Origin of the sequence: Chitinophaga caeni, from assembly GCF_002557795.1 — a bacterium.
Classification (GTDB): domain Bacteria; phylum Bacteroidota; class Bacteroidia; order Chitinophagales; family Chitinophagaceae; genus Chitinophaga; species Chitinophaga caeni.
This window is the reverse complement of sequence record NZ_CP023777.1, coordinates 4,176,967-4,198,115: the sequence shown is the minus strand read 5'-3', so window position 1 is coordinate 4,198,115 and position 21,149 is coordinate 4,176,967. Positions and strand designations below refer to the sequence as shown.

Genomic DNA, 21,149 nt, shown 5'->3' with positions numbered 1-21,149 from the left:
AAACACATTCTGTAGTTTTACGGCGTAATTGATCAAAATATGGATGGTAAAACGAGAAGCGATATTTATCCCGGCTTGGAGGTCGGAATTATTCTAAAAAAAGACCAGCGAACCGGGATTGTAACATACGGTTTTGTAAAGAACATCCTTACAAAATCACCTTACCATAGCCGGGGTATCAAAGTGCGACTGGATGATGGGCAAATCGGTAGGGTAGTGGAAATTATACCCGAAGAAGATTAAAATTATTTGAATACGGGCATGGAATATTATGTAGATAAGGTATTTAGCGAGGTAGATTTTGCCGACCGGGGTTTTGAAATCGCTGAATACGAACAATGCCAATTTAAATCCTGTAACTTCAGCGGGCAAACGCTTAACGGGGCAGTATTTACCGATTGCGGTTTTGAAAATTGCGATTTTAGCATGGTTAGCATACAGGGAACCGCCTTCCGGGAGGCTTCATTCAAAGACTGCAAGTTGCTAGGTATGCGCTTCGACCGTTGCAATCCTTTCTTATTAAGTTTTCGTTTTGATCAATGCCTGCTGGATTTGGCAAGTTTTTTTGAATGTAAGATAAAAGCTACCTCATTTATCAGCTGCCAACTGAAGGAGGCTGATTTCACGGGAGCCGACTTGACCCAAGCGCTGTTTAAAAATACGGACTTGACACATGCTATATTCGATCAAACGAACCTCGGCAAGGCAGATTTAAGTACCGCCTTCCATTTTTCCATCGATCCTCAAAAAAATAAGCTATCCAAGACCCGGTTTTCTAATAACAACATCTCCGGCCTAGTAGATCATCTTGATATCATCATTGATTAATTTTTATCTCCTTAATGACCGGCTTATCCTGCCTGGTAACCTTCCTTGCAAATTTATACACTTCGTACCACCCAACACTCACCAAGGCAACCCAGAAACATTGGAATAATTGGGGTATTGTAAGTAATTGCATCCCGAAAAAGGAACGGATCGGAGCTACAAATCCTACCAGAATAATAAATAGTATGGATGCCAATAAAACGATACCCGATAAACTGTTTTTATAACGGATGGTTGTAAAAAATGTTGCTGTAAATGATCTACAAACGAAGGTTAGGAATATGTTTGTAAAGAGAAACGTCATAAATACCATACTCCGCGGTAAAATAATACTGCTGTCGAGGTGTTGCAAGTATAAAATAGCTAGGCCGATGGTTATGGCAATACCCTGAACCAGCGCAACGGTTAATTCTTCCGCACTGAATAAATTCTTTTTAATTTTTCGTGGTGGACGTTTCATGATATCCCCTTCGACCGGTTCTTTTTGAAAGAAGAGCGAGCAAGTAGGTCCCATGATAAGCTCCAGGAATATAATATGAATAGGGCTGAAAATATTGGGGTACTTCCAGCCTAATACTAAAGGTAATGTTGCCATCAAGATAATCGGTATGTGGATCGCGATAATATACCTGATCGCTTTCTTGATATTCTGGTAAATCTGTCTGCCATGGGAAACCGCGGCAGGTATCATCGACAGTTGATCGTTGGTAATGACGAGGTTGGCAGCTAGTTTGGCGATCTCCGTACCTTTTTTACCCATCGCGATGCCGATATGTGCAGCCTTCAATGCGGGCCCATCATTGACGCCGTCCCCGGTCATCGCGACAATTTCACCATTTGCTTTCAATGCATTGATCACCTTGAGTTTCGCTTCGGGGAACATCCTTACGAATAAGTTTGATTCCCGCACCATCGACCTTAGTTCCGTTTCATCGGCATCCAGTACTTTATCGCCGCTAATAATTGAATCACCCGTTTCCAACCCGATGCTTTGGGCAATGAATTTAGCCGTTGCTTCGAAATCGCCGGTAATTAATTTTACATTGATACCGGCATCGTTCATGGCCTCGATAGTAATGGGAGCATCCTTCCTTGGAGGGTCGAACAAGCAAATTAGCCCGGTGAACTCCCATGCAAAGTCATCTTGGCTTTCGGGGTAAACGCCTTGGGAAAGCATTGCCTTGGCAACTCCTAAAACGCGGTACCCTTTAGCGCCTTCCCGGTTGGCGATCTCCTGTATTTTATGTTGTTGTGCCGTGGGAAGTTTACATATCCGTAAAATACGCTCTACGGCGCCTTTTCCCGCAGCTAAAATTTCATTTTGCCAGCGGTAAACATGCGTCATCATCGGGGGCTTTCCGCCCAGCGGGTATTCATGAATCATGGCCGGGATCGTGTTGCGGGATGCTTCATCATCACCGTAAGCTTTCCATATGGCCTGTTCCATCGTATCGAAAGGGAATCGCTCGCTGGCAAGTGTGGCTATTTTTATTACACTGTCCGCCGGGTATTTTTGCCCGGCATGGATATCAATTAATTGATCCTGATCAAAGTGGTACACGCTGGCAACCTGCATTTTATTTTCTGTAATCGTCCCCGTTTTATCGAGGCAAAGAACGCTGGTGGCCCCGATATGTTCCACGATTTGCGGTTGTTTGGGCACGATTCCCATTTGGCTCATGGTATATGCACCCAGGGCCATGAAGGAAGAGAAGGCCACCGGTATCTCTTCAGGAATTGCAGCCATGGCCAAGGTAAGGCCAAGTAGTAAGCTATTGACCAGGTCGCCATTCCTGCTAAAGTTGATAAAAAATATAACGAGGAACCCCACCACGCCGAAACTGGCTAATACGGTAACAACTCTTTGCGTTTGTTTCTGTAGTAAAGTGGGGCTCGATTTGGTTTCATTAACGAGTTTCCCCAACTTACCCAGGCTGGTGGAATTACCGATGGCAGTAACTTTTACTGCACATGACCCGGAATTAATAGTGCTGCCTTGAAATAATTGACCGTTTGCGCCCCGTGATTTCTCCACCGGCATAGACTCCCCCGTGATGACCGACTCATTTACACTTAAATCATTCGCAATGATAATATTACCATCCGCCGGAACTTGATCCCCTTCGCTCAGCAGCAACAGGTCACCCGGTACGATATCCTCGCTGGCCACTTGAAGCTGTTTTCTGTCGCGGACCAGGGTTGATAACGGGGCCGTGTATTTCTCCAAGGCCGCCAAGGCCCTGGTGCTTTTTACCTCTTGGTAGATCGAGATGGCCGTAACGATTATAATCGCCGTAAACATCATGAAACCTTCAGTCAATTCACCGAGGATAAAGTACAAGCAACAGGCAACCATCAGTATTATGAACATCGGTTCTTTGACGAGACCAAGCAGTATGTTTCCCAAACGCCCGGGGCCAGCTTCCTTAAAGCGGTTTTTGCCGAATTGTTCTTGCAATCGTTTCGCATCCTCGCTGTTCAAACCTTGATCTAGTAATTGTTGAATATCTAAATGTTCCGGCATATTAATTTAATTAGACCTTAATAATAGCGCTTTGATTTAAGAAGTTGATTTATATTTATTTATATATTTATAATTATCATTTAAATAATTAGATATAACAATACTAATCTACAAATTGTTTTATATAATAAGTTGATTTAACTCATGTAGCCAACAAACTTGGATCAATATTTAAACGGGGTGGGGCGACTATTTTTGTTATAAAATCAATTGTTATGGCAAACGACAACCTTAACTTAACAGCCAGCGAACGGATGCTGTTGGAGAAAATAGCGCAATTAGAACATAAAGTAGATCAATTGTTAGCAGGGGAAGAGCGGTTAATAGCCATGATCACACAATTGGATGGGAGGTTACAACAACAGGTAAACCGCAACAATATGGATCGTGGCATCATGCTTCGGCAGCTTCATGTTTCAAAGCGCTGTTATTAAGTTGTAAGTAATTGAAAAGCCTGTCATTAAAGGAGTAAATTTAAGTCCTTGAAAAATCTTTAAAATGTTTATCTTGAATACGGATTTTCCATTAAATGCTTTATTCACAGCACCAGGGAAAGGAAAATCGTTAAGAAGTGCATTTTAATATCGTTTGCATGCGAAAGACCTATTTATTGTTAGTCATTTTTGTAATATCTGTCATCTTTTGGGGTACATGGGATCAATTTAAGCATGCAGCTATTTCTTCAGACAAGTTTGTAAGCTTTGTAAGGAAAGTAGAGCCCAATATGATTTTTTTAATTGATAACCTAGAAAAGAGCCAGTTAAAAAATGTAACCTTCAAAGCCATTTATGATCCGGGTAAAGATCAGTTCGTGTTCGATTATCCTTCATTAGACAGCACAGGAAAATCGCCCGGGGCAATCAATACGGAGTTGACCAAGGCACATAAAACCTATGGTTTAATGGCTATCTGGAAAATGGGAGGGCAGCATTATTACCGTTTACAAGTAGATCAAACGATTGCCGGGCACGAAAATGAGAAAACCTACCTGTACATTACCGGTGAGTCTACAGATATTCCTGCCATAAAAAAAATCCGGGAAAGCGATATTTTCGACAAGGCATCCACCATGGAAAAAGATTCCCTGTTATCGATCAACGGTTTGAAACAGATTTCTGAAAGATGCTGGTACCGGACCCGGTAAGACCTAGTACTTATCAATAATTAATTTATAAAAACTTGTAAGACCCAGTGAATCGTCCTGGGTGCTATAATATAACACATCCCTGCTGATCCAGAAGTAATCGGTCATACTGCAAAGATTTAAAAAATTGAGCGCGGTAAATGGAAGATATTTTTTGCCATCCCTGAACTGTAAAGTGTACCAAACGCAACCCTCCCCATCGTAAGCGCCGATAATGCGCCATGAGCCATCGGGGTTATTCCTGGTATATTCCGGGTTGCCAATCAAATCGGTCGTGTTGCCGCTGCTTAGATCGATGGTATAGTCGGTAGAAAGGCTGTCAACCAAACTCAGGACATTCGATTTAGGAAAGTATGCATAGAAATATAAGGGTAAGCCGCGTTTGGAGAACTCAACCGGAAGATCTTCCATATCAATGTGCCGCAATAGATACTGATCCGCACCATGTAAACTGATTTTTTTAAAACGTACCCGTTTCCCGATCATGTTTTTAGCCGATTCATAATTTCCGATCGAAGGTTCTATCATTTTTGCACCGTATAACTTGGATTGTTTTTCGAAATCGGTAGCGCCAACAGGGTAAACAGACAAGTTATAATCTCCCACCATTTGAGTAACTGTTGGCCGGGAAGCAGGCAGATAAGCGCAGCTATCAGGATTGGAAGATGTCGAATTGGGTTGAGGGTTACAAGAACAGGTGCAGGTGAACCCCAGGCATAAAAAAGCGAGCCATTTCATGATAATGTGAAGATAAAAATAATATTCCGTATGATAAGAAGGGGGGGATATTCCTAAAATGATCTCACTATTTTGTCAAAACGTATTTTTGTTCGACCAGGGCCTTACCTAAATGTTCGCTCGGCGCTTCTTCCACCAATTGAAAACCAAATTTTTTATACAGGGCGATAGCCGCTAATTGCTCGCGGGTAGTCCATAAATAGGCCTCCTTGTAAGGACGGCTTCTGAAATTGGATACCCACAATTCCATTAAATATTTTCCCAGCCCGCTACCCCGGCTTTTTTCGTTAACGAAGAAAAATCGTAACTGGGCGGTATCGTCGGAGCGATGTATTGAGGAGATAAATCCCGTTAAGTCTTGCCCGCGGAATGCCAGCCATACCGCGTCTTTACCCGGATTAAAGTGCATCAGCAAGTCCTGTAAACCGCCGGCGACATAAGATTCGAATTTGAAATCGTACTTAAATTCACGGCTATACAGTAATCCATGTTGGTATAAGATCAGCCCAGCATCGCCGGGTAACAAATTTGTGCGGATGGAAATATCAGGTAAGTTCATGGTTTACAAAAATACTATTAGATTTTATGATGATCTTCAAAAACTAGACAGGAGATATTAATTGATATTACAATGTTTAAGAACAAGACAAATTGCCCCGTTTTACCCGTAGTATTTGCCATTAGGCAGAATTTCAGGGTGGTTTAGTAGTAAAATTGATATATTGAGAAATTAATACAAATTAAGATGAATTTTATAGGAAATATCATTTGGTTGATTTTCGGAGGGTTTTATTCATTTATCGGCTACATGGTAGGAGGGTTGATCTTGTGTTTAACGATTATCGGTATACCGTTCGGGGTACAATGTTTTAAGATAGGGATAATGATGCTTTGGCCATTCGGGAGCAAGATAGAATATTCGCCGGGAGCATCCGGTTGCTTGGCCACCATATTTAATATACTTTGGATTATATTCGGAGGGTTGTGGGTAGCGATCGGCCACTTGTTTTTCGGCATATTGTTATCCATCACGATAATCGGTATTCCTTTTGCCCGCCAGCACTTTAAGCTGATGTCGTTAACCTTGGCGCCGTTTGATAAGCGCGTTAGTTATTGAGCTTGTCGTAAAATACCCTTTAAAAGACGCTTTTAGGTACTAAGGGAAAAGAATAATCCGGCTACATTTGCTATGAACTTTAAAACACGATCATATGTCAAGGCAAATTTTTGTAAACCTACCCGTAAAGAATTTAGATGCGACGGTAGCATTTTTCACTAAGCTGGGATTCACTTTTAACCCGCAGTTCACCGATGAAAACGCGACCTGCATGATCATCGATGAAAATATTTTCGCGATGTTATTAGTAGAGCCATTCTTTAAAACATTCACGCGCCGTGAAATTGCTGATACATCGAAATATGTTGAAGTGTTGAATGCTATTTCGGTGGAGAGCCGTGAAGCTGTTGATAAAATGCTCTCGGATGCGATAGCAGCCGGTGGCACGGAACCGCTTCCTGCCCAGGATCACGGCTGGATGTACAGCAGGGCTTTTTCAGATATTGATGGTCATACCTGGGAGATCTTTTATGCAGATATGAGTCAATTACCATAGGAATAATTCGATCATATTGTAATAGGCGCCGGGTATTGTAATATACCCGGCTTTTTATTGCCAATTTCTATGCAATAGATTAAATCTATATGCGTAATGCTTTGAGATATTGACTGTTCTTCCGAAATGCTTGATAGTAGCGTGTTTTGCTATTTATGTGTAGTTCAAGTTATTGATAATCATGTATTAAGTTCATCTTTTTTTGGAAGATAAATTTGGATGGGATTATTTTTTTTCTACTTTTGCACTCCCATCGCAGGGTAATGGTGCGGTGGATGGTAAGATTCCGTAGCTCAGTTGGTAGAGCAATACACTTTTAATGTATGGGCCCTGGGTTCGAGTCCCAGCGGGATCACTTCTTGGGACAAGTCTAAAAAAGAAAGACTTGTCCCATTTTTTTTACCCTGTAACTTACTGTTATTCTGATAAATAAGAGCAATCGCAGAATTTAGTCTCGGAGTTCGATGTCTTGTTCCGTCAAATTCCAAAAAATCGGGGAACATCGAACTCACTATAAGCCTTTTTTCCTCAATATCGCCGTTTTCAAAGCGTCTGTCAATGTTTGCTACCTTTTTTAAGGTAGATGCTACCAAGTCTTTAATCTCCGTTCCGACTACTGCCAAGTCGTTTAATCTTCTTTCCAAAACCTCAATCTTTCCTTTGGTCAATTTCTTTACTTCTTGGAAATCGTCATCTGCCATTTCTCCATCGGCGTTTTTTAAAAGCGCATTTTGATAGCGTTTGTTCAACGCATCAATCTCACCTATGATATTTGCCCGTTCTGTGTTTTGGGCTTTGGTTTTGTTATTGAAGTCTTTTATAAAGGCTTCGATAAAAACATCGACCATACCCTCTTTTGGTGACATATACCGTAATTGCTTTAGGAAAGCCTCATTGGCAGGTTCAGCTTTGAAACGTGTTCCGCAGGCGGAACTACAATGATAGTAATAATAGTAATTGCCCATCTTTCCCTTTGAGGCACTTCCTGTCAGCATACGGTCGCATTTAGGACATTTGAGAAACCCTCTAAGCGGTAGATTGTCCATAGCCACGATTTTAGGCTTTACAACCCTCTTTCTCCCATCGAGAATTTCCTGTACATCCGCAAACGTCTTTTCGCTGATTAATGGCTCATGCTGTCCTTTGACAAAATATCCCTTTTCCTCTTTGTAGGGAGGAATAAATATTTTGCCACAGTACAAGGGGTTTCGGACGGCTACCCAAAAGTTATTTTTGCTGAACCGACCTTTTCCATCGGCTTTCTCCCGAACCATTTTCCATATCTGTTCGGTATTGAAGTTATTGGAAACGATTTGTTCAAACGCCCATTTTAAAAGCGGTGCTTCAAAATCATGGGGTGCAATGAATTTTTTTTTGCCCTCTGTTATCTTATTGATATATCCCAATGGAGCAGTACCCATATACCGCCCTTCTTTTTTTGCCCTGCGCATTCCGTGAAAAACGTTCAATGCACGCCTGTCGTTCTCAACTTCCGGTGAAGCAAGATAGAACGCAAGCATGATTTTATTTTCGGGAATGGTAAGGTCTAAGGGCTGTTCTATCGCAACAGGTTCAACGCCATGTGTCCGTAACTGGTTAATCATCTGATAGGCATCCCCTGCGTTTCGACTGAACCTATCCCATTTGGTAAATAATATTATTGACCCCGCTTTGTTGTTCTTTGTTTTGCGTAGGTTGGATAAATATTTCTGCCACTCTGGACGTTTGAAAGATTTTGCCGAATGGTCTTCTATATAAACATCCCTTACCGGAATACCTTTTATCTCACAATATTTTCTTAATCGGTCTTCTTGGTCACGTTGCGAATATCCCTTGTCTGCTTGCTCGTCTGTCGATACACGTATGTATAAATCTGCCTTTCTCATCACAACAGTTTTCCTTGTTCATTGGGTTAAAGTTTTCCTCTCAGATACTGGTTAACTGCAATGTGAGCTATCTTCTTGACGAACTCCAAGATGGTTTTTGCTTCCTCTATATCGACCTCTGTTCCTTTCTTTTTCAAAATTTGCACAACTCTTTCGGGTGTTAAATCGTTCGCTTTTTCTTTCTCCATCTTCAATTGATTTTTGCCTGTTAACCGAGCGGATTAATCCGCACAGACAAACTTATCGTACCGATGGAGTGGATATTGGATTGTGTCTTTGGGTTGAATTACTTGGCATAGTCTGCCTGTTTAGAACCATTTCGGCAATGCTATCCTCATTACTTCCACGTTTGGTTATGCCTAAAAAGCGGATATGCCTATTGTTCACGTTTCATGGAGCAAAGGTATGTCCGTGTTCTTAACGTAGGCAAAAGGTCATGCAAGTTTGGAAAAAAATCTCCAGCCCGTTGGGTGTATTTTTTCCCAAAACCTTGTGCCTACTAAACACTAACCTTTGATGCTCCCGAAACGAAACATAGCATACTCCGGCTCTTTACACGAATAAAAAAAATGTCAGGCATGGGGAATATAAGCATTAGAAATGGTATTGAAACAAAACAACAGCACCACCTCTCATTGCCGAATAAATCAAAAAAATTAATTCAAAACAGTAAAGAAATGACACATCAAATAAACACATCGGAAGCAAGGGTATATGTCGGCACATACGCAAAATATAATGACGGTTCAATCTTCGGGGAATGGCTAACGCTATCCGACTATGCGGACAAAGACGAATTTTACGATGCTTGCAGGGAGTTGCACGATGACGAGGAAGAACCCGAATTTATGTTTCAAGATTACGAGTACATTCCAAACGGCTTAATCGGCGAATGTTGGATAAGCAATAGCATATTTGAGGTTTTGGAGGCTTTGGAAGATATGGACGAAACCCGAAAAGAGGCATTCCTAATATGGTGCGACAACGGACACCGTAAGCTATCCGAGGGGGATATAAGCGACCTAATAAGCGACTTTGACAATGACTATATAGGTGAATACAAGGACGAGGAAGATTTTGCCTATGAACAGGTAGAGCAAATGGACTTGCCCGAATTTGCAAAAACGTACTTCGATTATGAGGCTTATGCCCGTGACCTGTTTAGCGGTGATTATTGGAGCAATAGCGGTCATGTATTTTATAATTCATAGATTTTCGGGAACGGTGCGCCGTTCCCATTTTTATTAAATCTGGTCGGGCAAAAAAGACAGATCCTCCCCAGGTCGGAACAGTCTTTTTTGCGGAAAGCGGAACAACCCTTTTGTTAAATGCTTCCGCTCCGCCATTCCTTTCCTGCATTTTCCAAATAGGTTGCATTCGGGATAGACTACTTTCTTTCGTGAGTTGAGACGAAAAAGAAAGTAGCAAAGAAACCTAAGATTGTAGTGGATTTACTTTTATCTTATTTGCTTATAATGAAAGGTTTATTGTTTAACTTTGTTAATATAGACGAATAAACACGACTACACACAGTTATTAAAGAGTGAACAAATAATGAAAAAATACATTTACTATCCAAATTTTGAACCCCCTGAAAATGAATGGTTAAAATTCTCAATTTTATATTTAGATAAGTTCGAAAGTATTATACCCTATAACCGACAACATTTGATTAGTAATGACTATCGTAAGCTTCAAAATGAGACGGATTTGGTGGACTTTTTCTCTCCAGAATATTATCAAGGTGAACAAGCTTCATTAAAAGCCATTTCCGAAGCCGAAAGAATTATAAAGAAAACCTACGAATCAAGCTTCCTTTTTAACAGAGTTAATATTTTCAGAGATTGGAAAAATCCAAACACTTGGGACTATCAAATTTATGGAGAAAAATTTTCAAATTCTTGGGTCGAATTTTGCGAAAGCGAGAAGATTGGACGAAGAAATGCCGATGGCATTAGGTTACCAAGAAGTCTTGCTTTCTTATATATGACACATCTCGCAAAAGCAATTGCATTTGAAAGAAATGGTAGTATTATTACAGACAATTTAGAGTACGATAAATACACAAGTTATGCCCAAATAAAGTCAACGAATACTAATATCCGTGATAAGTTTATTCGTGGAATAATTAAACTGCAAATTCCTAAAAATATTGGCGACATACCATTTGACAAGTTGATAGAATTTAGAAATAGAAACAGAGATTTAATTGGGAGTTTTAACTCCCAGATAGACATACTTGAAAATTCAATTGGAAACGGAATTTCGGAACAGCAATTTATAGACAACTACAATTATACATTCAATGAAATCTCAAGAGAAATCATAAGACTCGGCGTTGATATCGCTACCATACCTCTTGCATTTTATACTTTAGCTCATAGTTCAGAAGCTTTAAATCAGGAATACATAAAAGAAGTTTTTGGCAGTTTAAGTATTATTGGTGGAGGGTATTATGGTATCCGCAAATCACTTTATGATAAACGTGATGAAAGAATGTGCAAAAAATATTTAGCAAGACTCCATCATTTAAAATAAGATAAATATCAAGTGTTAAGCATTCATCCAACCACTATTGACCACCCCGTCAATGGCTTTTTTTATATCCTCGCCTATCAGCACATATTTTGAGAAGCCAAGCTCCGCAAGTTCTCTAATAATTTTTTCATCATCCATATCACTATGTGCAATTAGCTTCAATGTAGGGTATTGACTTCTTAATTCCCGAAATTGCTTCATTATGTCTTTATCCGAAAAATCGAGGTCGATGATGCAAATATTGGGTAGCGTTGTTAACGAAGATAGCTGATTGTTCCCGTCCGCAACGTTATCAGAGCGAAAGACAACATCTACCCCCGAAGTAATGAGGTCATCATGTATTAAATCCATCACTGGACTTTTATCATTGATAAATCCAGTGGTAATTCGGTTTATGTTCTTAGTCTCCATATTGACGTAGTTTTTTCTATTTTTATGGAGTTCCTGCAATAAAAAAGCGCAGGCAACTACACTTACCGACACTAAGGCACTGGTACGCCTTTCCCCGAATAAGCGAGCGCCCACGCCATAACGTGAGCGTTCTTACTTATGTCTCGGGGATTAAAAATTACCAGTTTTTAGTATCGAGACTTAAAGCAAAAACACTTTAAGATTTTTATATTTTCAGATACAAATATAGTGAAGCCAAAAAGGTTCAACAAACGTAATATGCATAATTTGCAGTGTGACTCTCATTAGAAAGTTTTGATTTTACCATTTTCCAACCAATTCGGAATTTCAAAGCTCTTCGCTTTGGGATGTTGATGGAATATATTTCTTAGATTTCTAAACACTGAATAAGCATCACTTATAATTTGTTTTTGTTTATCAGTAAATTTCAAATCATATTGGTTTTCACTAATTCTATGAGCCGGATTTTGTCTTTCTCTTCGTATTTTCTTTAACGGTTTAAAAAGTTCACTGATTGTACCGTCTCCCTCTACGTTAAAAACTGAAGTTAGCCATTCTTCGAAAATTTGTAGTGTACCTTTAGACTGCTTTTCTACCAAACCATTTCCTAATTCTTTGTATTCAAATAGTTCAGCCTTTCCCTCGAAAAAATCTTTATTGATGTTTTCTGAAATCATTTTATCAAGTAGCAATATGAAATCATTATAGTTTTTCAAAGTTGGTGTAAAGAAAAAAGTGAATTCCTTTGGTCTATTCTCTTCTTCAAATGTTTTTCTAAATAGAGCCTTGGAAAAAATCAATTCAGTTAAGTCGTTTATACATTTTTGTTCTCCAATGAAGCCAGAAAAAATAGAATAAGAAGATGACCAATTGCCTTGAATTGTATTCTGATGATATTCTTCAAGCATTTTACAGTTACCTGATTTCTCTCTGCTTTTCCAATAGATTTGATGCTCGGCGGTTAAATCCTTTAGGTATCTTAAGTAAACTACTGCCAACCTGTTTCCATTTTCATCGAAACCTAATCCAAATGTTTTTAGAAAGATGTCGTCCTCATCCCTTACAATTGGCTTTTCATTTTCATCATATTTGCAAGAAATACGTCCAGAATAATCTTCAAACTTGAAATCAAACCGAGGGTCATTAGAATACCTATCCAACACTTCTATTTCAAAAAAAATTGGTTTTAAATGAGGTTCACCGAGTGCAAGCTGTTGCGTATAACAGGCATTGCCAAATTCAGCTAAAGTTCTATTCTTGCTAAGGAAGATTTTACTTGGATAGAGGCAAATTGGGAATTCCGTATCTTCTGATGAAATTTTGAAATCACCAAATGAATGAATAACTTCTTTAGTTTTTTTTGCTTCTTCTAAAATACGTATTTGACTGTCGATTGGATAATGCTGAAAACCTATAATATGAGGATTGGTGCTTGACTGAATGGAAATTATATCTTCAATAACGAGCTCTTTTATTAAGTCTATTGAAGCTTCATATTCTATATTAAGATTTTGAGAAATATTCCGTAGGGGAATTCCGTTGAAGTCCGAAGAATTCACGAAGAAATCGTAGACAATAGTTTGAATTTTATTTTTCAATTTATAAGTATTTATTATTAAGCTTACCCACTTATTAGGAATTTATAAGAATGTTGATGCTTCACGGTTTAGGCATTTCCATACCTTGGGATGCTTTTTCTTTTGCCTTTTTCTGTCTCGAATAACTCCATAAGAACAGTACACCGAATATAATCAAAGCATAGGCTATCCATTTGCCCAAACGTTCAGAAGTTTTGATAATAACGGATTTCTCATAAGATGAAAAACCCTCTGCTCCGGTGGGGCTACGTCTGTAAAACTTCCTGCGGTTAATCCAGTAACGGAGACCGAATCCCGAAACCAATGCTATTATGCCTAAAACCAGTGATGCACCCATAACGATAGCTATTAAAATTCGACACTTTGAATTTACGAAAAAGCACCGAATAGCAGGCTTAAAAATGAAAAAAACCTGCCCAACGTGGCAGGTTTTTTCTGTCTTTAATCACGGCTGTTAAACTGGAAACTTATTTGCTTTTCGTTCCCGAAGTTGTCTGAAATCCAAATATCAAACGCCTGTGATACGGTGGATTGCGAGGTGTAATACAGCCTAAATTGTGTCTGTGGCAAGAGATACACGTCATTGGGCATATACGGCGGTTCGCTATAATAGCGCAATGCTCCCTGTCCGTCAAACTGGAAATAGCGGATGTAGTAACTTGCATCACTGAAATTTCCGCTTCGCTGTATCGTTACCCTTATTTCTACGGTTTGACCATTTGACACATCCTTTGGAACAGGCATTACCTGTACCTCAAACGGGTAATTCTGCCTGATGTCGAGGTCGTCTTTTTCACACGAGGTCAGCACCACGGCGCAGACCAACATCGCCAAGAGCATGAACATTGCCTGCAAATGTAGCCCGTACTTTCTGATTAATATTTTCATCGTAAATCAATTTTAAAAGTTAAACCTTAGTCCAATCCCTGCCGATGGACGGAACTGTTTCAAATCCGTACCCCATAATACTTTTGTCCGCCCTTGCAGGAGCAGGACAAAACGGTCGGACAGGTACGTTTCGAGCGTGAGCCGTCCGCCCGTACCATAGACGAAATTGTCCTTGTCGAGGATGGTCGAGCCATCCGATAGCATGGCTTCGCTCCGGTTGATGGTTTCGTAACCTGCCACGGCTGTTAGCCCTGCATTCAGCGTAACGGTCTTTCTTGCATCCCCCAATAGCTGAAGACTGTAACCCACCTCGCCTGTATAGGTTTCGAGCGGTATCTGTACATCCCTGTAACCGGAAAATTGATGGGTGTACTCCGCACCCCATATCCAGTAATTGCCGTTCTTTCCGTTCACGGTCAGTGTCAAATTCAGATAGTAATTGTCGCTTATTTCTTTGGACAACATACCGATGTTTATTTCCAATCCCTTTTGTTTGGGGAGCATACGCTGTGCCTGTACTGCCGTCATGCTTAGCATGGCAAGCACCACGGCAAAAATGTATCTTATCATTGTTCGGTCCTTTTTGGTTAATTAATCTTTAGGTGCATATCGCTTATCAGCTTGGCGTGTACGAGGTCGGAATTTTCCACCTGCAATACCTGTTGTCTGCCACCGTTCTTTTCAAAGACTTCTATCACAAGTACCTTGTCATCCGTGATGGTAAACTGGTCAAGCAGGAACACGTTTTGGTCGGTGGTGTTGCCCGTAATTTCACCGAGCGTTTTGTACATCCGCAACGGGTTCATTGCCTTTTCCTGCACCACGGTACGCTTGGCGACTTTCTTGTCCACCACCTTGAAATTCACAAAGTCAATGTTGAACGGAACATTGCTTTTGTTGCGCAGTTCCGTATGGAAATAGAATTTTCCGTTATGGACGTAGATACCTTTTAGCAGGAATTGTATGCCGTAGCTTTTTGCCCCGATATGCTTTACAATCCTTTTGTTCTTTTTGTAAATCGTTTCCATGAGCAAGCCTGCCAGTGACGGCGAATTGCCTCCCAATTCCTCAAACAGAACATCGTTGCCGTTTTCCCTGTCCGATGTCTTTTGCATGGTCAGCAAATCATAATTCAGCGTTGCAGGATAAGGGCTGTAAAAGACGTTGAAATTGTAAAACCGACCATCGTCCGTGATGACCGAAAAATTGGTTTCCTCGTCAAAATCCCTTACGCTTGCCTTAATGCGCAGTACGTTTTCCGCATCCTCGGCTTTGCCTGCGATAAGGTACTCACTGCCCAAATCCACGTAGCGGATTGCGGACGGGAATATGAGGTGCGAGGTCTTGCTGTACGTCACCTGCATTTCGTAAGGCTCAACCTTGCCCATGCTCAATTTTGTTGTACTGGATGCAACTTGCTGTGCATTCGCTCCTGTGGTAAAGAGGGTCAAACAGACCATTGCCATGAGGCTTTTAAATATTGCTTTCATTTTCTTTTTGATTTTAGTTAAACATTAATTTTTTGAAACGAGGAATAGCTGATGACCGGCTTTGACCGTTACTTTCGGTGTCCTCACTTTCTTGGAGAAGTACCCCGATACCCCTTGCACCACGCCACGGGAAAGGTCGCCTGCCATCTGTTGCCCTGCCGAGCGTGTCATCATGATACTTGTTCCCCCCGTTTGGCTCATGTTGGAGGCAATCTCTGACAGGGCATTCATTTCGGGGGAATACGGCACAAATAGCCCTTGCTGTCCGTCCACATCATACACGGTTATATCGACCGGAATAATGTTGCCCTCAAATTCGATGGATGTTACCTTTAACTGCAACCTGCCACTTTGAAATTTGGCGTTAGCCGTCAGTACCGTTCCTGCCGGAATGGAGCGGACGGGAGTTTGCGCCGTTTCCAACAAACGCAACCGTACACCGCTTTCGCCTGTCACGACCTGTGTTTCCTGTACTACCGCCTTGATGCTGTTTTTCGGCTGTATGACCTGCTGGGAAACGCCTGCCGTGTAAAAGCCACGGTTTCGGGTTTCGTTCCAGTTTGCCAAAAAAGCACTGTCGGTCGGTTCACGGTACAATGCGGAAACCATATTTTTCCTTACAGGAGTGAATGCCACAAAATGTTCCTTTTGCGAGGTACTCTTTGCCGAAGCTGTTGTGTCCGCATTACCTGTCTGTGTTGGAATTGAGGGCAGGTAACGGGAAGCCATTTCGTATGACTTTTCCATCAAAGCCAACTGGTCATCCACGGTCGTTACAGGGGGTACGTCCTTTTCTGCCAGTTGTTCTTTCAGTTCCTCAACCTGCCTGCGGAGTTCCTGCGTTTCGTAATCGCTATTGTCGTAGAACGAGGTCAGCGTACTTTGTGCATTGCGGTAACTGTTCAAAGCAGGGTTGCTGTTCCTGCGTGTACCACCGCCGTAAGCGTAGCCGTCTTCGTAGCCCTCATCCGGTAGCTCCGCTTCCGGATCGGCGGTACTGTCCTCGCTCCAATAGTCGGACAGTGACAGGAGCGCATTGCGCTTTTCCTGCATTTTCTGTTCGAGCATTTCCTGTTCATAAGCCTTTTGCTTATCGGATTGAAGCCCTGCATCGGTCGCCTGTGGTACGGCATCGTTCAGACCAATATCCTCAACCGCTTTCTTATCGGAGGACGGTTTGAAGATTAGGTACATACAGCCGAGGAACACCACGCCCATGAGGGCAAAAATGATAGGCTTCTTTAACTTGTCGGCTTTGTTCTGCGCCCCGTCTTGGGTCGCATCCATTCCGTTTTTCGGGTCGTCATCTTCGACCAAAAAACTTACCTTTTTGTTTTTACTGTCTTTCATGATTTTTATCTTTTAAGATTGTTTTAATACTGTCCTGCGGTGAAACCGAGGAATTGTTTTGCCTAATGGGGTTTTCGATATGCTCAATGGTCATGGTATTATCGGAATGCGCTACATCGTAGCACACTTTCAACAGTACGATGACGGACAGCAGTGCATAGCCTGCAAAGAGCAGTAGCGTATAGCGATGCTGTTTTTTAACAGGCAACGCTCGCCACTGTCCATCGAGCTTGTCAAACCAATTACTGATTGCTGTTCTTAGATTTTTCATGCTTTAATTGTTATTCCGTTCCACTGCATCACTGACCATAGCGATTCCCTCTTTTGCTTTGGGAGCGGCGACGACCGACAGGTCAGTCAGTTCCGATTGTTTCAGCACCTGCCCGTAACGGTCTTTTTTTGCAATCTCCATTCTGCCCAAGAAGAATTTACCGTTTAGGTACTTCACCCACATAAGGCATTCTATCCTGGGCAGGGCTTCGCCTGCCCATTGCAGAAAGCAGGATAGCAACAACTCCTTTTTAGCTACACCTTTGGGGCAGTTGGCGAGATATTCTCTGATGCTTGCTTTCAGTTTTCCGGCATACGCACCCTGCGTATGGAAATAGCCGTCATACCCCTTTGCGGTAAGGATTTTGGCGAACGTGTTCAAATCTGATATTGCTTCCATAATCTTGGCTTTAACGGTCGATGACTTCTATATCCCTGTTTTCCAACACGGCAAACTTTTCGATATTGAAGCCCTGTGGGTTGTTGTCCGAGCGGACGGAGTTCACGAGATAACAGGAGGTCACAAGGTTTCGCCTTGTAACGTTGCTTGACCGGATGATAAACTGTTTGGCATACGTCCTAACGGCATAGGGATAGGTATCGAAGTTGCACACCACGCTGTCCACTTCGACACGCTGTTGCACGTTGCCCGAAATGATGCGATTATAATAGCCCTTTTCCGAAAGGTCTTTGTAGTAATCGAAAGCCGATTTGTCGGCAAGATTAAAAGCCCTTTTCATGTTGCTTTCAATAGCGTTCTTATCCGGTGCGAGCGTAAAGAACAGTTCATGGAAACGCCTTACGTGTTCCCTTGCCTCAACAGGTCTGTTGATGCTTGCATCCTGTGACAATGCCAACATCAAGGACTTGCCGTTGTCCAGTACATAGACCTTTTGTCGTTGCAACTCTGCAAAGTTGTAGGATTGCCAAACGGCATATCCTACAACAGCGATGCAGAGTACGGCAAATACAATGGCGTACAGCCGTATTTGCCTAAAGCTGTTTTCTATATTTCTTAGTGTCTTAAATTCCATTGCTTTCTGATTTTTATTTGTTCATTAACCTGCCACCGATATTTCCTGCAACAGCCCCCGTTCCTGCTCCGGCGATGTTTCCGGTCTTAGATGCCGTAGAGTTTACGTTGCGCATGAAGTTTCCTGCACCACCTGCCTGTATTACCCAACCTGCCACCGTTGGAACGGTGAAGTAACCCACTATGCCAATCAGCATGAAGATGATATACACGGTGTTGGATGTGTCGGGGATGTAGGTCGGGTCGGCAAGCATATCAATATCCCGTTCGATGATAAGGGATTGTATCTTGGCGAGCATGGAGCTGAACATATCGGCAATGGGCAACCACAGGTACACGCTGATATATCGGGTCAGCCATTGCGTAAGTGTGGACTGAAAACCATCCCATACACTTATCGCAAAGGCTATCGGCCCGAGAATGGACAGCACGATAAGAAAGAATGTCCGTATGGTGTCTATGACCAAAGCGGATGCTTGGAAAAGGACTTCCAGTAGCTCCCGAAACCAGTCACGGATGCTTTTCTTTAAATCATACATTCCACGTTCCATGTACATACCGGATATGGCAACCAAATCGGACGGTGACCATCCCAATTCTTCCAGTTTCTTATCAAATTCCTCATCGCTTACGAGGTAAGCGGTTTCGGGATTGCGGAGCATCGCCTCTCTTTCCAACAGGTCTTTTTGTTCCTGCAACTTGTTGAGGTCAAGCACTTGGTTTTCGAGCATGGCATTTGTGCCTTTTACTACCGGACTTAGCACCGCATTGATAGTTCCCAATACGATGGTCGGGAAGAACATAATGCAAAGCCCGATGGCGAAAGGTCGCAGGAGCGGAAACACGTCTATCGGTTCTGCACGGCTCAATGCCTGCCACACTTTCAGTGCTATGTAGAACAGTGCGCCCAATCCGGCGATGCCCTTAGCCACTGTCGCCATATCGGCGGACAGTGGGAGCATCTCATCGTAAAGCGAGCGCAGGAGTTCGTGAAGATTGTTCCATTCCATAGCTTACCAGTATTTTTGTTCAGCAGTTCCGTACAGTTCAAGCACCCTTTTGGTATTGTTCTGTTTCTTAGCCCTCAAAATGCTTACGGAGATATTCTTGTTGGTGAAATAGCGGACAAGGCTATGGTAGTCCTTGACCTCTTTGTAAACCCTGTCGATGATGTCCATACGCTCTTTGTCGTTCAGCGAAAGCGAGGAAGAAGTGACAATCTGTTTCAGTTCTTTCAGCAACTCGGTGCTTTCGTTGAGCAGAGCAGAATAACCGTTGGCGATTGCCGTGAGTTCCTGCGGACTGAAATTCGGGTCGTTCAACATCTTGCCGAAATTGTTCACGTACATTTCGGACACATCGCCCACGAGCAACACCGTTTGCTGAACTTTACGGGCATCTTTGACAAGGTTGTTTACGGCTTGCAGTTTGTCGTAATATTCCTTGCCCTGTTCATACACTTTTTTGACCTCGTTGAAATTCTTAACCACGTTGGACACGGTGGATGAGGTCTGCACGATTTCATTGGCGGAGTTGATAATACCCGATGCCAAATTTGAGGGGTCTACAACGACCCATTGTGCTTTTGCGGACGGTGCAACGGCAAGCATAAATGCCGTACACACCAGTAACATTGTTTTTTTCATTGTTCTGATTTTTTTAAATGATTAATAATTATTTGCGTTCTCACGTCTCCGTTGGGCAATGCGCTTTATCGCCAGTTCCACATTGCCGTCCAGTTCGGATGCCATTTGCATGACTTCCATTTTTTCGGTTTCCTCTGTGGTGTATGCGAGGTATTCTTCGAGCGAAACCTCTGTGGCATACACGGCGGAGTGCGTACCGCCAAGCCCAATCCACACCTCTTTGTAAAGCCTTGACGGGTCATTGTTCTGATTGATGGAAAGGATTTGGGATTTTTCCTTTTCTGTAAGCCCCAACATTTCCTGTATCGCATCGAATTTGTTCATGTACTTGCGTTGGTCAAGCAGGATTTTACAGTCGGAATTGTTGATGATACTTTCCTTGACCACGGGTGACTGGATGATGTCGTCCACTTCCTGCGTGACCACGATAGCCTCACCAAAAAATTTGCGGACGGTCTTAAACAGGTACTTGATATACTCCGCCATTCCCTCTTTGGCGATGGCTTTCCACGCTTCCTCAATCAGTATCATTTTGCGCACACCTTTGAGCCTGCGCATCTTATTGATGAATACTTCCATAATGATGATGGTCACTATGGGAAAGAGGATTTTGTGGTCTTTAATCGCATCAATTTCAAACACGATAAAGCGTTTGGAAAGCAGGTCAAGTTGCTTGTCGGAGTTCAACAGATAGTCGTACTCTCCGCCCTTGTAATAGGGTTCAAGCACGTTCAGAAAATTTGCGAGGTCAAAGTCTTTTTCCCTTACCTGTTTGTCTTCCAGTACCTTTTTATAGTCACCCTTTACGTACTCGTAAAATCCGTTGAAAGAGGGATATTCATCGCTTTGCTTGATACGGTCGATATAACCGCTCACGGCATTGGACAATGCAACTTCCTCTGAACGGGTCGGCGGTTCATCGTCACGCTTCCATAAAGTCAGTATCAAAGTCTTGATACTTTCCCTTTTCTCGATGTCGATTACGCCGTCATCCGTATAAAATGGATTGAATGCTATCGGGTTGTCTTCGGTGTAGGTAAAATACACACCGTCTTTGCCTTTTGTCTTTCCCTTAATCAGTTCGCACAACCCTTGATAGGAGTTGCCCGTATCGACCAATAGTACATGAGAGCCTTGCTCATAATACTGCCTCACCATGTGATTGGTGAAGAATGATTTTCCACTTCCAGTT

General features: G+C 42.1%; 25 protein-coding genes, 1 tRNA gene and 1 pseudogene. 9 read left to right on the top strand and 18 right to left on the bottom strand.

The window, feature by feature from the left end; genetic code table 11:
* Nucleotides 1-39 precede the first annotated feature (39 nt).
* Nucleotides 40-243, top strand: a complete 204-nt coding sequence (locus tag COR50_RS17665) for a YwbE family protein (protein ID WP_098195215.1) — start codon at nt 40-42, stop codon at nt 241-243.
* Nucleotides 244-261: 18 nt separating this feature from the next.
* Nucleotides 262-828 carry a pentapeptide repeat-containing protein gene (locus tag COR50_RS17660; RefSeq protein ID WP_098195214.1) on the top strand — a complete coding sequence of 189 codons (567 nt, stop codon included), beginning with the start codon at nt 262-264 and terminating at the stop codon, nt 826-828.
* Here the strand turns inward: COR50_RS17660 and COR50_RS17655 are convergent.
* Nucleotides 818-3,352, bottom strand: a complete 2,535-nt coding sequence (locus COR50_RS17655; protein ID WP_098195213.1) for a cation-translocating P-type ATPase — start codon at nt 3,350-3,352, stop codon at nt 818-820. The two genes, COR50_RS17660 and COR50_RS17655, sit on opposite strands and share 11 nt — an antisense overlap.
* 215 nt (nt 3,353-3,567) lie before the next feature.
* On the opposite strand from COR50_RS17655, the gene COR50_RS17650 reads away from it, so the two are divergent.
* Nucleotides 3,568-3,786, top strand: a complete 219-nt coding sequence (locus COR50_RS17650; RefSeq protein WP_098195212.1) for a hypothetical protein — start codon at nt 3,568-3,570, stop codon at nt 3,784-3,786.
* A gap of 158 nt (nt 3,787-3,944) precedes the next feature.
* Nucleotides 3,945-4,496 (top strand): hypothetical protein, encoded by a 552-nt coding sequence (locus COR50_RS17645; protein WP_098195211.1) that lies wholly within the window; start codon nt 3,945-3,947, stop codon nt 4,494-4,496.
* A 3-nt stretch (nt 4,497-4,499) separates the two neighbouring features.
* Here COR50_RS17645 and COR50_RS17640 read toward each other — a convergent pair whose 3' ends face one another.
* On the bottom strand, nt 4,500-5,234 hold the full coding sequence (locus tag COR50_RS17640) for a hypothetical protein (RefSeq protein WP_157760964.1): 735 nt from the start codon (nt 5,232-5,234) through the stop codon (nt 4,500-4,502).
* Between the two features lie 67 nt (nt 5,235-5,301).
* Nucleotides 5,302-5,793: a GNAT family N-acetyltransferase gene (locus COR50_RS17635; protein ID WP_098195209.1), complete on the bottom strand. Its 492-nt coding sequence runs from the start codon at nt 5,791-5,793 to the stop codon at nt 5,302-5,304.
* Between the two features lie 186 nt (nt 5,794-5,979).
* Between COR50_RS17635 and COR50_RS17630 the strand changes: the two genes are divergently transcribed.
* The 3 genes from COR50_RS17630 (at nt 5,980) to COR50_RS17620 (ending at nt 7,202) form a co-directional block, all read left to right on the top strand.
* Entirely contained in the window at nt 5,980-6,351 is a 372-nt protein-coding gene (locus COR50_RS17630) for a YccF domain-containing protein (RefSeq protein WP_098195208.1), read from the top strand.
* Nucleotides 6,352-6,445: 94 nt separating this feature from the next.
* Nucleotides 6,446-6,847, top strand: coding sequence for a VOC family protein (locus tag COR50_RS17625; RefSeq protein ID WP_098195207.1), 402 nt, complete (start codon nt 6,446-6,448; stop codon nt 6,845-6,847).
* Between the two features lie 282 nt (nt 6,848-7,129).
* Nucleotides 7,130-7,202: transfer RNA gene (locus tag COR50_RS17620), tRNA-Lys, on the top strand.
* Between the two features lie 529 nt (nt 7,203-7,731).
* On the opposite strand, the pseudogene COR50_RS22780 reads toward COR50_RS17620, so the two are convergent.
* Nucleotides 7,732-8,733, bottom strand: a pseudogene (locus tag COR50_RS22780) (recombinase family protein); the annotation flags it as partial.
* A 26-nt stretch (nt 8,734-8,759) separates the two neighbouring features.
* Nucleotides 8,760-8,921 (bottom strand): hypothetical protein, encoded by a 162-nt coding sequence (locus COR50_RS22495; RefSeq protein WP_162835070.1) that lies wholly within the window; start codon nt 8,919-8,921, stop codon nt 8,760-8,762.
* A 489-nt stretch (nt 8,922-9,410) separates the two neighbouring features.
* On the opposite strand from COR50_RS22495, the gene COR50_RS17610 reads away from it, so the two are divergent.
* Together COR50_RS17610 and COR50_RS17605 are read left to right on the top strand one after the other, a co-directional pair.
* Nucleotides 9,411-9,944 carry an antirestriction protein ArdA gene (locus COR50_RS17610; RefSeq protein WP_157760962.1) on the top strand — a complete coding sequence of 178 codons (534 nt, stop codon included), beginning with the start codon at nt 9,411-9,413 and terminating at the stop codon, nt 9,942-9,944.
* Between the two features lie 343 nt (nt 9,945-10,287).
* Nucleotides 10,288-11,271: a hypothetical protein gene (locus COR50_RS17605; RefSeq protein ID WP_098195205.1), complete on the top strand. Its 984-nt coding sequence runs from the start codon at nt 10,288-10,290 to the stop codon at nt 11,269-11,271.
* Nucleotides 11,272-11,286: 15 nt separating this feature from the next.
* Here COR50_RS17605 and COR50_RS17600 read toward each other — a convergent pair whose 3' ends face one another.
* From COR50_RS17600 to COR50_RS22815, 13 genes are all read right to left on the bottom strand, one after another.
* A complete protein-coding gene (locus COR50_RS17600; protein WP_098195204.1) occupies nt 11,287-11,682 on the bottom strand; it encodes a response regulator transcription factor in 396 nt (131 codons plus the stop codon).
* Between the two features lie 284 nt (nt 11,683-11,966).
* On the bottom strand, nt 11,967-13,280 hold the full coding sequence (locus tag COR50_RS17595; RefSeq protein WP_098195203.1) for a hypothetical protein: 1,314 nt from the start codon (nt 13,278-13,280) through the stop codon (nt 11,967-11,969).
* Nucleotides 13,281-13,341: 61 nt separating this feature from the next.
* Complete coding sequence (locus COR50_RS17590; protein WP_098195202.1) at nt 13,342-13,617, bottom strand: molybdenum ABC transporter permease; 276 nt, start codon at nt 13,615-13,617, stop codon at nt 13,342-13,344.
* 104 nt (nt 13,618-13,721) lie between these two features.
* Nucleotides 13,722-14,168, bottom strand: a complete 447-nt coding sequence (locus COR50_RS17585) for a DUF3872 domain-containing protein (protein ID WP_098195201.1) — start codon at nt 14,166-14,168, stop codon at nt 13,722-13,724.
* Nucleotides 14,169-14,180: 12 nt separating this feature from the next.
* Nucleotides 14,181-14,738 (bottom strand): conjugal transfer protein TraO, encoded by a 558-nt coding sequence (locus tag COR50_RS17580; protein WP_098195200.1) that lies wholly within the window; start codon nt 14,736-14,738, stop codon nt 14,181-14,183.
* Nucleotides 14,739-14,755: 17 nt separating this feature from the next.
* Nucleotides 14,756-15,634 (bottom strand): conjugative transposon protein TraN, encoded by an 879-nt coding sequence (gene traN, locus COR50_RS17575; RefSeq protein WP_232516206.1) that lies wholly within the window; start codon nt 15,632-15,634, stop codon nt 14,756-14,758.
* A gap of 48 nt (nt 15,635-15,682) precedes the next feature.
* A complete protein-coding gene (gene traM / locus COR50_RS17570; RefSeq protein WP_098195198.1) occupies nt 15,683-17,008 on the bottom strand; it encodes a conjugative transposon protein TraM in 1,326 nt (441 codons plus the stop codon).
* Nucleotides 16,995-17,279: a nitrogen regulatory IIA protein gene (locus COR50_RS17565; protein WP_098195197.1), complete on the bottom strand. Its 285-nt coding sequence runs from the start codon at nt 17,277-17,279 to the stop codon at nt 16,995-16,997. The genes traM and COR50_RS17565 overlap by 14 nt, the downstream gene beginning before the upstream one ends.
* A gap of 3 nt (nt 17,280-17,282) precedes the next feature.
* Complete coding sequence (locus COR50_RS17560; RefSeq protein WP_098195196.1) at nt 17,283-17,678, bottom strand: hypothetical protein; 396 nt, start codon at nt 17,676-17,678, stop codon at nt 17,283-17,285.
* 10 nt (nt 17,679-17,688) lie between these two features.
* Nucleotides 17,689-18,312, bottom strand: coding sequence for a conjugative transposon protein TraK (traK, locus tag COR50_RS17555; RefSeq protein WP_098195195.1), 624 nt, complete (start codon nt 18,310-18,312; stop codon nt 17,689-17,691).
* A gap of 13 nt (nt 18,313-18,325) precedes the next feature.
* Entirely contained in the window at nt 18,326-19,321 is a 996-nt protein-coding gene (gene traJ, locus COR50_RS17550) for a conjugative transposon protein TraJ (RefSeq protein WP_098195194.1), read from the bottom strand.
* A 3-nt stretch (nt 19,322-19,324) separates the two neighbouring features.
* Nucleotides 19,325-19,957 (bottom strand): DUF4141 domain-containing protein, encoded by a 633-nt coding sequence (locus tag COR50_RS17545; RefSeq protein WP_098195193.1) that lies wholly within the window; start codon nt 19,955-19,957, stop codon nt 19,325-19,327.
* A 21-nt stretch (nt 19,958-19,978) separates the two neighbouring features.
* Nucleotides 19,979-21,115 carry a TraG family conjugative transposon ATPase gene (locus tag COR50_RS22815; RefSeq protein ID WP_449384848.1) on the bottom strand — a complete coding sequence of 379 codons (1,137 nt, stop codon included), beginning with the start codon at nt 21,113-21,115 and terminating at the stop codon, nt 19,979-19,981.
* Between the last annotated feature and the right edge of the window lie 34 nt (nt 21,116-21,149).